The following is a 13,238-nucleotide window of genomic DNA, read 5'->3' as shown; positions in this document are numbered from 1 at the left end:
TATTTTGGGGTTTTAAACCAGATAATTACCAAAATTGAAGCTCTCTATTCCTCGAGTAATTTATTAATTTCTATTGCTAATTTGTCTACATTTCCTTCCGCATTACCAATAGAAATATACTTAATAACTCCATTTTTATCCACAATAAAGTTTTTAGGAATTGCTCCTGTTGCATATTGGTTCCATATTTCACTTTCGGGATCATAACCAACATTAAAATTAACACCGTATTTTTTCATTTTCCTGATTTTATTATAAACCACCTCTTTTTTTTCACCAATAGCAATAGGTATTAAAACAAAATCTTTGTTTTTTAAAGGTTCTAATATTTTTTCAGGAAATTCTGCAAACTCCATTAAACACGGCGCACACCAAGTTGCCCAATAATTAATTAGAACAACTTTCCCTTTTAAATTGGAGAGCCTGATAACTTCGTTGTTTACCATTTGCACACTAAAGTCACTTGCAATATCCCCTATATTTAACTTCAGCTCCTTTACTTGCGCTTTTTGTTTTTTTTCTATTTTAGGTGTCCCCTCTAATTTTACTTGGAGTTGCTGTTTCTCTTCTTCAGTAAATAGGTCTATAATAATAATAAACTCTCTGTCACCTACTTCATCCCCTATAGTTTCTAATAGTTCTCGCCACTTTTCTATACTAACACCTTTATTCATGGCTTTAATTAAGCCCTTATTAGCTATCGCATTAAGTTGCTCTTTTGTAATTATTTTGTTATTTGATATGATTACATATTCTGGCTTTTTAATTTCTTGTTCTTGTGCTAAAGCATAAAAATTAAATAAGACAAAACTTAAAGCTAGAATTAATTTACATATTATATTTTTTCTATTTACTAATTTTTTATTTGTACTCATGAAGGAAAATATTTTATAACTATATTTACAGTTGTATAACTACAAATATAGTTGAATTAATAAAATATTGACTATTACAGTTGAAAAATTATATTATAAAAAAAATAGTTACATATAATTGCATTAAAAAATACTGCAAAATAGAAACTTTACTTTCTACTTAGATAAAAAGAAAATCAATGAAACAGCTGTAAAAATGCGCTTTAAAAGCCGGTTTGTTTTTTTGGCACGATGCTTGTATCTCTTATAGTAAGTTCAATTTTAAAACTTACAATTATGAAAAAGATTTTAGCAATTTTAACAACAATCCTTTTAACAGGATTTACTGTAAACGCAACTACAACCACAACAGTAGACGACAATATTAATACTAGTAGCACTTCTAGAGGTTATGGAAATTCTTTCATTTTTGTAGAACAAGGTGTAGAGTTTTCAATCTTTCCGGATGGTCAATTTGATTTTTACATGCGTAATTATGGGCCTAACATAAATGTGTCTGTGAATCATGGTAATACAAATATTAGTTTTAACTCAGGATACGATTATAATGCATATGTGCAATATGATGAGTTTGGCGCCATTGTTCAAGTAGAACATGTTCCAGTTTTTTATGATTACTATGGTCGAGTTAGCCAAGTGGGAAATATTTTTATTAACTATAATAATTTTGGTTTTGTAACACAAGTTGGCGGTTTATATGTTCACTATAACAGATATAACCGTTTTTCACACCATACAGGTTACATAAATATGTATAACCGCTTTTATGTTTATAGACCATGGCATGCTTTTTTTAGAATTCCTAATATTAATCATTGTGTTGTATTTAATAGACCATATAGACAAAATTATAGACCTATTAGATACCAATATACTAGACCTTTTTCTAACAATTACAGACGTACCTCTGCAGTTGCTAGTAGACGAGGAAACACAATAAACAGAAGAAGTGAATTGGCTACTAGAGGAAACGATAGACCTCGAAATACAGTAAGTGCAAACACGCCAAGACCTAGAAGTGGAGTAACAACTTCTTCTCCTAGAAATAACACTCCAAGGCCAAGAGTAGCTACAAGTACTCCTAGAACTAATAATTCTAGTCCTAGAGTAATAACGAATACAACAAAACCTAGAACAACAACAAATGTACCTAGACCTAGAACTTCGGTTTCTACAAAACAAAAAACGAGGTCTACACCAAGAGTAACAACAAGTACACCTAGAAAAAACTCTAATGTATCTACTAGTATACCAAGAACCAATAGAAAAGTAGCGAGTAATGCATCCGTTAGAGCAAATAGCAAAGTTACAAGCAGATCATCTAGAAATACAAATAGAACAACCTCTAGCTCAAGAAGCACAAAAAGTAGAAGATAAAAATTTTGGTTAGTTAGTTGAAAACCCTATCATTAGTTTGCCCCAAAGCAACTTGATAGGGTTTTCTTTTATTAGAAAGCCTATATCTTATTCAATTTTTAATAATTTTTTTATTAGTGTTGTGATATCTTTAGATAAAGAGAATTTAAACACAACAAATGCATAACAAATTGCTACCAGTGTGCTTTTAATAACAATATTAATAATAGGATGGAAATGGAATTCCCAGAAATAAAAACCTAAACTAAGGAATAAAATTAACACTAATGTATATCCTGTTTTACTTGTGAAAGGATGTATTTTAAATTTTAAATTTACATACCATAATTTTAATGCATCATAAATAGTAAAAGCAATAACACTTGCAATTGCTGCTCCTTCTATTCCATAGATAGGAATGAGCAAATAATTTAAACTAACAGCAAGTAATACAATACAGAAACCAAAGGTTAATATAATTCTGTAATAATTAGAATTAAAAATAATAGCATTATTATTTCCTAAAAGATTATCTACTAATTTTACTGCAGAAATAACAATTACAATAAATAATCCTTGACTATATTCTGGTTTTAATAAAGCATATAACTGATTGATATTAACCAGTATCAAAACAAAAATAAAACCTCCAATTATAAATAAATTTATAGAGCTTTTTTTATAGAGTTGTTCTAAATCCCAATGGTTTTCATTATTTAAATAGGAAGCTGTTAACGGATTCACAATTTGTTGCATTGCTCTAGCAGGCACAGCAATTACTGTTGCAATAAAAATGGCAACACTATAATATGCTACATTTTCTATTTCTATTAACTCACCAAGCATAAACTTATCTAACTCTAATAATATCATGGATACAGAACCAGCAATAATGATAAGAAAACTATACTTTAAAACAGTAATATAATCAAAAGATCTAGTAATGATTAACTTAGGAAAACGAATGCTAAAAGCATAGCCCATCATAATCAACATACGAATAATATACACTATAGTTATTGCGTAAATAAATTGATCTACAGTTAGTTTATTAAAGAATACTGCTAGTAATAAAGTCATTGTACCTAATCTATGGAAAGCTTCTCGCATAAAATTACCAAACACCGATTTAAAGTGAATCTTACTCCATGAGAAAAAGATTTCAAAATATGCAAAAGCAACGGCTAATACATATATTAACCATGTATAATCTTTTATTATTTGATTTTCATTTGCTAACCAATTAGCAATAGTTTCATAAAATAAGGAACCTAAAAGACCAGCAGGAATAACAAAAAGCAAAGGTAAAAACAACATGAAAGTTAGAAAGCTGTTTTGAAGCTTCTTTGTTTTGTACGAAGAGTAAAATTTTATTAAAGTATTATTAACGCCAAAAATTAGTAATGGCATCATTAAATTTGCAGTAGAAAGTACATAAATTACTAATCCATAGTGTTCAGGAGATAAGAAAGCGGTATATAAAAATAAGGTGTTAATTGCTCCAACACCAAAACCTAAATAGGTAACGATGGTGTTTTTAATGGATTGTGAAGCAACTATTCCCATATTATTATATAATCCCTAAATTTAAATTCCAAAAAGCAAGTTACTACATTTTTGCTAATTCTATTTTTCACGAAGTAATTCTGCTAATTTACCAGTAAGTTCTCTCCTACTATATTTTTGCAATCCAATAGCATTCGATTTTAGTTTGTTTTCTTGAAATGCTTTAAAATGCATTAAAATTACACTTTTTAATTTTTCATAATCCGAATAAATAAAATAATTTCCGGTATTGGTTTCTACTATAATTTTTTCTACATCTGTTCCTTTTGGACCAAATGCAACTATAGGCCTGTTAGAAACCATGTACTCAAATAATTTCCCAGGAATGATACATTTGGTCTCTTCTGAATCGATTTCAATCAGCAACAATAATTGCGATTCCTTCTGAAACATAATTGCCTCACTATGTGAAACATATCCAACCATATCTAAATGAATAGTTAACCCATAACGCTCAATACTATTAATTACATTTGGACTAACAGCTCCAACTAATTTTAACTGAAACTGTTTTGCAAATTCATTATTCTCTGTTATTAATTCATTTAAAACTCTCCATAAAACTTCCGGGTTTCTTTTTGCTAATAAAGAACCAATATGTGCTAATGTAAATTTTTCATCTAATGAAATTGCTTTTGTTTTTTCAACATCATAACCATTTGTAATTACTGCTATTGGTTGCTTTGTTTTTTCTTGAAACTCTAATTTTGTTATTGTACTTGTTACAATAATTTGATCTGCAGTTTGCAAAACTTTACGTTCTAAATCGATATGTTTTTGTTTGGAAGCACTGGTAAGCTTTAACTCTTTATGGTAGCCAATAGTTGTCCAAGGATCTCTAAAATCTGCAATCCAATTTACTCCTAACCTCTCTTTAAGTTTCAAGCCTATTAAATGAAGACTATGTGGTGGTCCTGTTGTAATAATTGTATTAATATGATAGTCCTTTATGTAAGTAGAAAGATAATTTACCGATGGCTTTACCCAACCTTTTCTAGCGTCTGGAATAAAGAAATTACCACGAATAAGCAATAATAAACGCTGTAAAATACTTTGCTTTTTTACATCAGGAATCAAGCCTTTACTAATAGATTTTGTGTTTTTTTTAGAAAGAATTCCTGCTAACTTATAAGGTTCGCTAATAGGTTGTTTAAGTATAGTCGTTGCATTAGACACTTCTTCAACAAGGCTTTCATCTATTAAAGGATAACTAGGGTTTTGAGGAATATAAACAATAGGTTCTATGTTGAATTCTGGTAAGTACTTTACAAATTTAAGCCAACGCTGTACTCCTGGCCCTCCAGCTGGTGGCCAGTAATAGCTTATAATAAGTACTTTTTTTTTATTCATTTTGACATTCCTTTAAAAGCAAGAATCTTAAAAATTGAAACTATTGTGGATTCCTGTTTTACAGGAATGATAGCTACTTTTTCTTAAATATAAAAAACAATCCCCCTATAAATAGTAAAACGAAAAGAATAGAACTTGTTAAGGTAATTGTACTACCTGTTTGTATAACTTTTGGTTCAAATTTAAATTCTACTATATGCTGTCCTGCTGGTATTTTCATACCACGTAATACATAATTTACGTTATAATGTTTTTCTAATTTTCCGTCAATATATGCATTCCATCCTTCTTTAAAATAGACTTCAGAAAATACAGCAAACCCAGGATTGTTATTATTTGACTGATATTTAATATAGTTAGGCTTATATTCTTTTAAAGTAATGTTTGAAAGAGAATCTACTTTAAAGCTTGTATTCCCATTAATAGCTTCCGTTTTAAGAAACACAGCTTTTCTTTTTGTGTCTAAACTATCTAAAGCTATAATTTCTTGATTAGCAGTTGCAACTTGCTCTAATTCTTCAATAAACCAAGCGTTTCCATTCGCATCTGTATTGGTAAACGGAAAAATAGTTCCTTCTTCTTCTGCAATAATATACTTGGTATTTAGCATATTTAAAACATTCATATTGTTTTTAGTAATATGAAAATTGAAAAGCTCGTTATAGCGCCTCATTTTTGCAGCATGATAACCACTTAATGAATTATGAAAAAAGGATGCTCTGGAGTAATTATCAGTAAGATCAAAAACTCTAAAATGTGTAGTGTCCTTAAGAATTTCAATATCTGCAGGATTTGCTTGATATGGTTTTTTAACCTTTAAGGCAGAAACAAAATCGTTATTATTGACGTAGCGTCTGTCTACTGAAACTAAATCGAAAACTATCAATATTGCAAAAGCTACAATTACTAAGTTTTCGGATAATTTTTTCTTTAAAAACATAAATATAGTTCCGGCAGAAAGTAGCACTAAAATAAGCGTTCTAATAGTGTCTTTTGAAAACAACATTTTTCTGTCTTCTCGAACAGCATCTATAAACTGCTGACCATATTTTTGTTTGAAAAATGCATCATTTACACCAGAAAAATTAAAAGCAGATTTAAAGAGTAAAAACAAAATAGCAATTCCAGCAGTTATACCAACAGTATATTTTAAAGCTTTAAGCTTTTCTTCATCTTTTTCAAAATTGTTAAATAGCCTAGTTAAACCAAATATAGCTAAAATAGGAATGCATAATTCTAAGATTACTTGAATAGAAGAAACAGCTCTAAACTTACTATATAGTGGTACATAATCAATAAAAAAGTCTGTAAGTAAGCCTAAATTTTTTCCATAGGAAAGTAATAAGGAGAAAATGGTTCCGCCTACAATCCACCATTTTAATCGTCCTTTCACCAAGAAAAGCGCAAAAACAAATAGAAAAATTACAACAGCACCAACATAAGCAGGAGCTTCAACAATTGGTTGATTTCCCCAATAAGTAGGAGCTTCTTTTGCATATTCTTTTGCTTGTAAAGGAGGGGTTCCTTTAGCAACTAATAAATCAAAATAAGCAGAGTCTTTACCTACATTTTCATAATTTCCGCCACCAACAATTCTGGAGATAAATAGATTAAAAGATTCTAAAAACCCGTAACTATATTCTGTTATATACTCTTTACTAAGTCCAGAGGTTATTTCTTTTGGTGATCCATCTGGATTAATAGTTAATTCGCTTTTACTTCTAGTACTTTCCTTTACATAATCTTGCGTAGCCAAAAGGTTCGTTGCATTTAATGTTAAAGAAAAAATAACAGCAACAACTAACAAACCAACAGATTTAAAATAATGTGGCAACACTTTTTTGTTGTAAGCATCTATTAAATAGGCAATTCCTAAAATAATAACCAATAACATTAAATAATATGTCATTTGCGGATGATTAGCCACCAACTGTAAAGCCATAGCAACAGTTGTTAGTAAAAATCCGACTATATATTTTCGCCTAAAAGTGAGAATTATTCCACTTAAAACTAATGGCATATATGCAATAGCATGTGCTTTACTATTATGTCCAACTCCTAAAATAATTATGAGATAGGTAGAAAAACCAAATGCTAAAGCTCCTAAAGCTGCTAGTTTAAAATCTACTTTTAAAACTAACAATAGCACATAAAAGCCTATAAAATACAGAAATAAATAATCTGCTGGTCTAGGCAAAAAACGTAAAGTTAAATCTAGTTTTTTTATGTAGTTATGCGGGTATTTTGCACCAAGCATATAGGTTGGCATACCTCCAAATCCGCTATTGGTCCAATAGGTTTCTTCTCCAGTGTTTGCTCTATAATCGATTTGCTGTTTAGCCATCCCTGTATATTGCATGATGTCACTTTGAAAAATTTGCTTTCCTTTTAAAACAGGGCTAAAATATGCAAGTGAAAGAATTACAAAACCAACTAGAACAAGAAAATGAGGAAGTACTTTTTTTATAGAAAACTGCATGAATTATATGTATAACAATAAGTTTGAAAAATAATCATAATTTTTGAAACTAAGCCAATTTATGTGAAGCTAATATTTTGGAATTTTTATAGAAGTACAAAGAATAAAAAAAATAGCATTATTCTACTTCTTCGTAATCTACATATTCGCCAACATTCTTATTAGAAGATTTATTCTCTGGCATTTTATCTATAGTAATTTCTCCTTCTTTTTTTGTTTGTTGTGGATTTCTAAAACCACCAAACTGTTCACCAAAACGCTGTTCCGCTTTTTTGGTAATAAATTTTAATAAAATAGGAGCAAATATTCTTGATAAAATTTTCACACCATAATAGATTAAAAGTATGATTAAGATAATTTTTACAACTCCAGTAACAGATGCTAATTGCAACATAAAATCATTTTTTAACAAAAATACAATTCTTAAGTCTTAATTTATCTTATAAATACTTAAAAAAAATATAAAATATATATATTTGAAGCCAAATAAACCCATAAAACATGAAGTTCTTAAAATTCTATATAGCAATTTTTGCTTTTTCTGTTTCGCTTTCTGGATACTCACAATATACAGAAGTAATAAACTCTAACAGACCAGGTGTTTCTAAAAGTGCATTTTCAGTAGGCACAAATGTTATTCAATTTGAAGCAGGACCATATATGTTAAATGAAAACCATTCACGTTTAAAACGAGATGACAAAAGTTTTGGTATCGATTTCACCGCTAGATATGGTTTATTATGGGAGCAATTAGAGCTTAATATTGAAGGGACTTATCAATCTACTAAAAGAACTTTTACAAATACAGTTGCTAACGAAGACAAATTCAGTAATTTTAAAACACTTACTATTGGAGCAAAATACCTAGTCTACGATCCGTACAAAAAAGCAGGAGATGAAAAACCAAACATATATAGCTGGAATGCGAACCATAAATTTAAATGGAAGTCCTTAGTTCCTGCTGTTGCAGTTTATGTTGGTGCAAATTTTGACACTAAAGATAATCCGTTCACAGCGTATGGTGTAGAAGGATTTAGTCCAAAAATCATGGTTGCAACTCAAAACAACTTTGCAGGTGGATGGGTATATGTTATGAACTTTGTAAAAGATAGGATTGGTACTGATCAATCTGATTTTTCTTATATATTAACACTTACCAAATCTATAAACGAACAATGGGTTGTTTTTGGTGAGGCTCAAGGAATAAGCAGTGATTTTTACGCAGATAACTTAATTCGATTTGGAGGTGCATATCTTTGGAATAGAAATTTTCAATTAGATACTGCACTAACACTAAACACTAAAGACACTCCTTCTGTTTTTGGAGTTACTGTTGGCGCATCTTATAGATTAGATTTTCATCAAGATAAAGAAATAGATAATGGTGGTGAACTTGGAAATGGTAAGAAAAGTAAAAAAGAAAAAGGTAAAAAAGGAAATAAAGAATCTAGAAAATCTAAAAAGAACAATAGAGAAAAGCAAGAACAGAATTTTGATGAAGAATAAAGAACTATTGATTTTATGATTACCATAAAACAAGTACACACAAAGAAAGAGCTTAAAGCATTTGTTAAATTTCCATTCCAGCTTTATAAGAATTCTAAATATTGGGTACCGCCAATAATTTCGCAAGAATTAAAAACTTTCGACAAAAAAGAAAACCCTGTTTTTAACGATGCAGATGCCTATTTTTTTCTTGCCTACAAAGGCGACGAAATTGTAGGACGCGTTGCTGCAATTATTAATTGGCTTGAAGTTAATAACCAAAATGAAAAGAAAATGCGTTTTGGTTGGTTTGATTTTGTGGATGATTTAGATGTATCTAAAGCGCTTTTAGACAAAGTTGCAGAAATTGGCAAGCAAAATAATTTAGAGTATACAGAAGGTCCTGTAGGGTTTTCTAATCTAGATAAAGTTGGTGTTTTAACCGAAGGTTATGATGTTATTGGTACTATGATTACTTGGTATAATCACCCCTATTACGTAACACATTTAGAAAAGCATAACTACCTACCAGAAAAGGAATGGATAGAAAGCAGTTTTCCTTTTGGAAATATAGATCCAACCTCTTTTACAAAAGCAAATGATTTAATTAAAAAACGCTACAAAGTTAAAGCGCGTAATTTTACGCAAACAAAAGAAGTTATGCCATATGTCGATGAAATGTTTAATTTGTTTAATACATCTTATGCGTCTCTATCTTCTTTTGTTGAAATAACAGATATACAAAAAGCATATTTTAAAAAGAAGTTTATTAGTTTTATTAATCCAGAATTCATAAAATTTGTTTTCGATAAAGACGATAAAATGATTGCTTTTGCGATAGTTATGCCTTCCTTCTCTAAAGTGTTACAAGAAATTAATGGAAAGCTTTTTCCTTTTGGCTTTTTAAAACTTCTAAAAGCTAAAAGAGAAAGTAAAGATGTTATTTTTTATTTAATAGGAATTGCTCCAGAATACCAAAACAAAGGTATTACAGCAATTATATTTAATGAATGCTACAAAACTTTTGATGCCTTAGGAATAGAAAACTGTATACGAACTCCAGAATTAGCAAACAATATTGCTATACAACAAATTTGGAAACACTTTAATCCTAAAATTATTAAACGCAGAAAGACATTTAAAAAAGTTATACAATAAGTAACTTTATTACAAACAAAAAAAGCTTCCCAGAAATTGGAAGCTTTTTTTATTACTAAATAAAAAAACCATAAAAACAAAAAAGCCTCACATTTCTGTGAAGCTTTAAGTGAGCCCTTCAGGATTCGAACCTGAGACCGTTCCGAAGAAATGCGGAATGCTCTATTCTTTATGAATAAGATTCTCTATATACTTTCTAGATTTTTTACTCTTAATTTCTCTTTCTCTGGAATACGCTTCGGTTTTACTCTCATAATTTTCAGAATAAACTATTTCCCAATCGTTTGATTTACCAGTATAACCTTTATGGTTGGTGTTATGCTTTCTTAACCTTTCTTCTAATGCACTGCATGTGTAACCAACATAATAACGGTCGATTATTTTTGAAAATAGTATATACGTAAAGCAAGTCATTGTAATAGTTTTTTAAAACAAAAAAGCCTCACATTTCTGTGAAGCTTTAAGTGAGCCCTTCAGGATTCGAACCTGAGACCGCCTCCTTAGAAGGGAGGTGCTCTATCCAGCTGAGCTAAGAGCCCGTAGTTTTTATGTTTCTACGAAAACAGTGTCGGGGTGGCAGGATTCGAACCTGCGGCCTCCACGTCCCAAACGTGGCGCGATAACCGGGCTACGCTACACCCCGAAGGTTATCAAAAATTAATTTGAAAATTGCGGAGAGACAGGGATTCGAACCCTGGGTAAGTGTTTCCACCTACGACGATTTAGCAAACCGCTCCTTTCGGCCACTCAGGCACCTCTCCAATAATTTTATATGAACATCGCATTTATATTTAAACGCGGATGCAAATGTAAGTTTTCATCTTAAACAACACAAGCATTTTTTTTACTTTTTTTAAAAAATTATTCTGGATACTCTATTCGTAAATGATAAATGTTTGCAAGCTTGTGTTTTAGCACTTTTTTTATAGACTGAATTTCTTTAAAAGTAATATTGGCATTCAAGAATTGTTCGCCTTCCATTTGCTTATTTATTATATTCTCTACAAATTTATCAATTTTGGTAGATGTTGGTTCTTTTAAACTTTTAGAAGCTGCTTCTACACTATCACACATCATTAATATTGCTGTTTCTTTACTAAATGGCTTAGGACCAGGATACATAAAGTTTTCCTTCTTTATGTCTTCATTTATAGCTTTCTCTTTTTTATAAAAATAATAAACTACGCTGGTACCATGATGGGTTCTAATAAAATCTATTACACGATCTGGAAGGTTGTTTTTTCTTGCTATTTCAATACCATCTATAACATGATCTACTATAACATTCGCACTTTCAATAGAAGACAATTCATCATGAGGATTTATTCCTGTAGATTGATTTTCGGTAAAAAATGTAGGGTTCTTCATTTTACCAATATCATGATACAATGCTCCTACTCGAATTAACATAGCATTTGCTCCTATTTCATTCGCAGCAGCTTCAGCCAAATTAGCCACGTTTAAAGAATGATGAAAAGTTCCTGGAGCCTTATTAGATAATTCTTTTAATAATTTTGAGTTAGTATCCGACAATTCTAATAGAGACACATCGGAAACTAAACCAAATAATTTTTCATAAGCGTATATAAGTGGTTGTACAAATAGTGTTGCTAGTCCACATAACACAAATAAACCAAAAGTCTCCCAATGTATGGCATCTACACTTCCTTCATGAATTACAAAAAACGCAAAATATGCAATGATATAAATAAGTGTTATTTGTCCTACCGAAATAAATAAATTCGCTCTTTTATACAACTCAGAAACCGTTAGTATTGTTACAATACCTGCTATAATTTGTAAAAACATGTATTCGTAACTATTAGGCACAATTAACCCTAATAATACAACAGTTATTACATGTGTAAACAAACCGAGTCTAGCATCAAAAAAAGCTTTTAAAACCAATGGTAGTATACAAATTGGAACTACATATAAATATTTCGAATTGTAGCTAATAACCAAAGTGGTTAACAATACCATTAAAATAACATTAAAAAATATAAAAGTAACTTTAGTGTTGTTATTAAAAACATCTAATCTATATTTTCTTAAAAATAGTAATAGCATTAATAAAGCTAATGCCACTAATAAAGTATAAGCAAAAACAACCCAATTATAGTTTGAAGCAGTCCACACTTGCGACTTGTATTCGTTTTTTAAAGACTCTAAAGTTTGATACTTCTCTCCTTCTACAACTTCCCCTTTCGAGATAATTAAGGTCTCTTTTTTTATACTTCCTCTTGTGTAGGCTATTCTATTTAAATCTTCTAGTAAAGCGCCTTCTGTTAACGATTTATTATAGGTGAGATTTGGTTCTACAACATCAAAAAATAAGGCTAGAAATTGAGTTTGAAAATAATCTTGTTCCCTATCTGCTAAAACTTTATTTACTATAGAAGAAAGATCTTTTTGTTTCACTAAATTTGAAAACAACGTTTGCTTAATTGTAGTTTGTGCGTTAAGAATAACACTTTTTTTATCTTCGGAAAAAGTATAGTTTTCGCTTAATACTCCATTATTATATAAATTATCTAAAATTAATTCACCAGTTTTAAATAATTTATTTAGAGATGCATCTGAAAGAGAATCTGGAAAAATCTCATAAAAACCAGCTTTATAATTTATTCGAACATTGTTTTCTATTTTATCCTCTAAGTTAAAATACAAACTTGCTTGTTTTTCAATAAGTAGCTTTTCTTTATTTATTTCTTCTGAAGTTTTTTTAATTGCAAAATCGAAAGGCGCATATAAATTTTCAGATTGCCAAGGTTTGCCCTGTTCAAAATTATATTTAAATTTTCCTTGCTTAGGAAATAAATACACAATCAATACGGTGGCACTTATAAATAGTAGCACCTTATATATTAGTGCATGGTTTTTATATAAATTGTTGATAAAGTCTTTCATAGAGGTAATACTATTTTCAAATGTAATAAAATATACTTTTTAAATACTTATAAAATGTT

10 protein-coding genes and 3 tRNA genes are annotated in these 13,238 nt (G+C 29.9%); 3 read left to right on the top strand and 10 right to left on the bottom strand.

Annotation, left to right across the window (positions count from 1 at the left end; genetic code table 11):
* Window positions 1-44: 44 nt before the first annotated feature.
* Window positions 45-875, bottom strand: a complete 831-nt coding sequence (locus tag Q4512_RS13910; protein ID WP_303425736.1) for a TlpA disulfide reductase family protein — start codon at window positions 873-875, stop codon at window positions 45-47.
* A 276-nt stretch (window positions 876-1,151) separates the two neighbouring features.
* On the opposite strand from Q4512_RS13910, the gene Q4512_RS13905 reads away from it, so the two are divergent.
* Window positions 1,152-2,252 carry a hypothetical protein gene (locus tag Q4512_RS13905; RefSeq protein WP_303425734.1) on the top strand — a complete coding sequence of 367 codons (1,101 nt, stop codon included), beginning with the start codon at window positions 1,152-1,154 and terminating at the stop codon, window positions 2,250-2,252.
* Window positions 2,253-2,339: 87 nt separating this feature from the next.
* On the opposite strand, the gene Q4512_RS13900 is transcribed toward Q4512_RS13905, so the two are convergent.
* The 4 genes from Q4512_RS13900 to Q4512_RS13885 form a co-directional block, all read right to left on the bottom strand.
* Window positions 2,340-3,797, bottom strand: a complete 1,458-nt coding sequence (locus Q4512_RS13900; protein WP_303425732.1) for an oligosaccharide flippase family protein — start codon at window positions 3,795-3,797, stop codon at window positions 2,340-2,342.
* Between the two features lie 60 nt (window positions 3,798-3,857).
* Entirely contained in the window at window positions 3,858-5,147 is a 1,290-nt protein-coding gene (locus Q4512_RS13895) for a glycosyl transferase family 1 (RefSeq protein WP_303425730.1), read from the bottom strand.
* Between the two features lie 73 nt (window positions 5,148-5,220).
* On the bottom strand, window positions 5,221-7,626 hold the full coding sequence (locus Q4512_RS13890; RefSeq protein ID WP_303425728.1) for a YfhO family protein: 2,406 nt from the start codon (window positions 7,624-7,626) through the stop codon (window positions 5,221-5,223).
* Window positions 7,627-7,744: 118 nt separating this feature from the next.
* Entirely contained in the window at window positions 7,745-8,020 is a 276-nt protein-coding gene (locus Q4512_RS13885; protein ID WP_303425726.1) for a DUF4834 family protein, read from the bottom strand.
* A 107-nt stretch (window positions 8,021-8,127) separates the two neighbouring features.
* Here Q4512_RS13885 and Q4512_RS13880 point away from each other — a divergent pair, with 107 nt between their 5' ends.
* Together Q4512_RS13880 and Q4512_RS13875 are read left to right on the top strand one after the other, a co-directional pair.
* Window positions 8,128-9,132: a transporter gene (locus Q4512_RS13880; protein WP_303425724.1), complete on the top strand. Its 1,005-nt coding sequence runs from the start codon at window positions 8,128-8,130 to the stop codon at window positions 9,130-9,132.
* Between the two features lie 15 nt (window positions 9,133-9,147).
* On the top strand, window positions 9,148-10,269 hold the full coding sequence (locus tag Q4512_RS13875; RefSeq protein WP_303425723.1) for a GTP cyclohydrolase: 1,122 nt from the start codon (window positions 9,148-9,150) through the stop codon (window positions 10,267-10,269).
* 162 nt (window positions 10,270-10,431) lie between these two features.
* Here the strand turns inward: Q4512_RS13875 and Q4512_RS13870 are convergent, their stop codons facing one another.
* The 5 genes from Q4512_RS13870 to Q4512_RS13850 form a co-directional block, all read right to left on the bottom strand.
* Window positions 10,432-10,683 carry a GIY-YIG nuclease family protein gene (locus tag Q4512_RS13870; protein WP_303425722.1) on the bottom strand — a complete coding sequence of 84 codons (252 nt, stop codon included), beginning with the start codon at window positions 10,681-10,683 and terminating at the stop codon, window positions 10,432-10,434.
* A gap of 51 nt (window positions 10,684-10,734) precedes the next feature.
* Window positions 10,735-10,808 (bottom strand) — tRNA-Arg (locus tag Q4512_RS13865).
* A 29-nt stretch (window positions 10,809-10,837) separates the two neighbouring features.
* Window positions 10,838-10,912: transfer RNA gene (locus tag Q4512_RS13860), tRNA-Pro, on the bottom strand.
* Between the two features lie 29 nt (window positions 10,913-10,941).
* Window positions 10,942-11,030: transfer RNA gene (locus Q4512_RS13855), tRNA-Ser, on the bottom strand.
* Window positions 11,031-11,130: 100 nt separating this feature from the next.
* Window positions 11,131-13,179 (bottom strand): HD family phosphohydrolase, encoded by a 2,049-nt coding sequence (locus Q4512_RS13850; RefSeq protein ID WP_303425721.1) that lies wholly within the window; start codon window positions 13,177-13,179, stop codon window positions 11,131-11,133.
* Between the last annotated feature and the right edge of the window lie 59 nt (window positions 13,180-13,238).

The organism is Oceanihabitans sp. 2_MG-2023 (genome assembly GCF_030547245.1).
In the GTDB taxonomy this organism is placed as follows: Bacteria; Bacteroidota; Bacteroidia; order Flavobacteriales; family Flavobacteriaceae; genus Oceanihabitans.
The sequence above is the reverse complement of the archived record's forward strand: the minus strand, read 5'-3'. Positions and strand labels throughout refer to the sequence as shown.

What these genes read in the sequence shown, in the direction of transcription:
- Q4512_RS13895 (WP_303425730.1), bottom strand. Translation starts at nt 5,147, where the DNA reads ATGAATAAAAAAAAAGTACTTATTATAAGCTATTACTGGCCACCAGCT.
- Q4512_RS13910 (WP_303425736.1), bottom strand. Translation starts at nt 875, where the DNA reads ATGAGTACAAATAAAAAATTAGTAAATAGAAAAAATATAATATGTAAA.
- Q4512_RS13875 (WP_303425723.1), top strand. Translation starts at nt 9,148, where the DNA reads ATGATTACCATAAAACAAGTACACACAAAGAAAGAGCTTAAAGCATTT.
- Q4512_RS13900 (WP_303425732.1), bottom strand. Translation starts at nt 3,797, where the DNA reads ATGGGAATAGTTGCTTCACAATCCATTAAAAACACCATCGTTACCTAT.
- Q4512_RS13880 (WP_303425724.1), top strand. Translation starts at nt 8,128, where the DNA reads ATGAAGTTCTTAAAATTCTATATAGCAATTTTTGCTTTTTCTGTTTCG.
- Q4512_RS13870 (WP_303425722.1), bottom strand. Translation starts at nt 10,683, where the DNA reads ATGACTTGCTTTACGTATATACTATTTTCAAAAATAATCGACCGTTAT.
- Q4512_RS13890 (WP_303425728.1), bottom strand. Translation starts at nt 7,626, where the DNA reads ATGCAGTTTTCTATAAAAAAAGTACTTCCTCATTTTCTTGTTCTAGTT.
- Q4512_RS13850 (WP_303425721.1), bottom strand. Translation starts at nt 13,179, where the DNA reads ATGAAAGACTTTATCAACAATTTATATAAAAACCATGCACTAATATAT.
- Q4512_RS13885 (WP_303425726.1), bottom strand. Translation starts at nt 8,020, where the DNA reads ATGTTGCAATTAGCATCTGTTACTGGAGTTGTAAAAATTATCTTAATC.
- Q4512_RS13905 (WP_303425734.1), top strand. Translation starts at nt 1,152, where the DNA reads ATGAAAAAGATTTTAGCAATTTTAACAACAATCCTTTTAACAGGATTT.